This is a genomic window from Streptomyces jumonjinensis, from assembly GCF_009600885.1.
Classification (GTDB): domain Bacteria; phylum Actinomycetota; class Actinomycetes; order Streptomycetales; family Streptomycetaceae; genus Streptomyces; species Streptomyces jumonjinensis.
This window is the reverse complement of the sequence record NZ_VCLA01000191.1, coordinates 108,671-109,207: the sequence shown is the minus strand read 5'-3', so window position 1 is coordinate 109,207 and position 537 is coordinate 108,671. Positions and strand designations below refer to the sequence as shown.

The window sequence follows — 537 nt, the reverse complement described above, 5'->3', positions numbered from 1 at the left end:
AGCCTGCGGTGGGCCGGATCCCGAGTGGGCCGAACTCGTCGAACGCGAAGACCCGGTCGGGGAAACGGTCCAGGACGTGCTCGACCCGGCCCAGCTTCGCCTCGCGGTCGGGGCCGGTGGATTCCTTCCAGGTCTTGGTGCGCTGGAAGGTGACTCCACGGCGGGCGAGCAGGCCGCGTAACGCCTCGCGGCCGATACGGATCACTCGGCCGTGGACTGTGCGCAGGTAGGCGACGAGTTTGCGTAGCGACCAGCGGGTGAAGGGCTGGCCGAGCTTGGTGGGGCGGGTGGTGGCCGTCTGGACGACGAAGTCCTCGTCGTCATCGCTGAGCAGGCGGGGACGGCCTCCCGCCCACCGAGGGTCCATGCAGGCCAGGCCGATCTCGTTGAACCGGTGGATCACATCGCGCACGGTGTCCTCGTCGGCCGCCACCAGCTGGGCGATCACCGGCACCCCATTCCCGCCGGCCGAGGCCAGCAGCATCATCGCGCGCCGATAGCGCACCGCGTTGGTGCTGCCCCGGCGCACGATCTGCT

The 537-nt window shown here is 70.2% G+C and carries 1 protein-coding gene; it reads right to left on the bottom strand.

Going from position 1 to position 537, the window contains the following annotated elements:
• Positions 1-532: helix-turn-helix domain-containing protein (locus FF041_RS30435; protein WP_407698211.1), on the bottom strand; the 532-nt coding region annotated here is incomplete at its 3' end.
• Between the last annotated feature and the right edge of the window lie 5 nt (positions 533-537).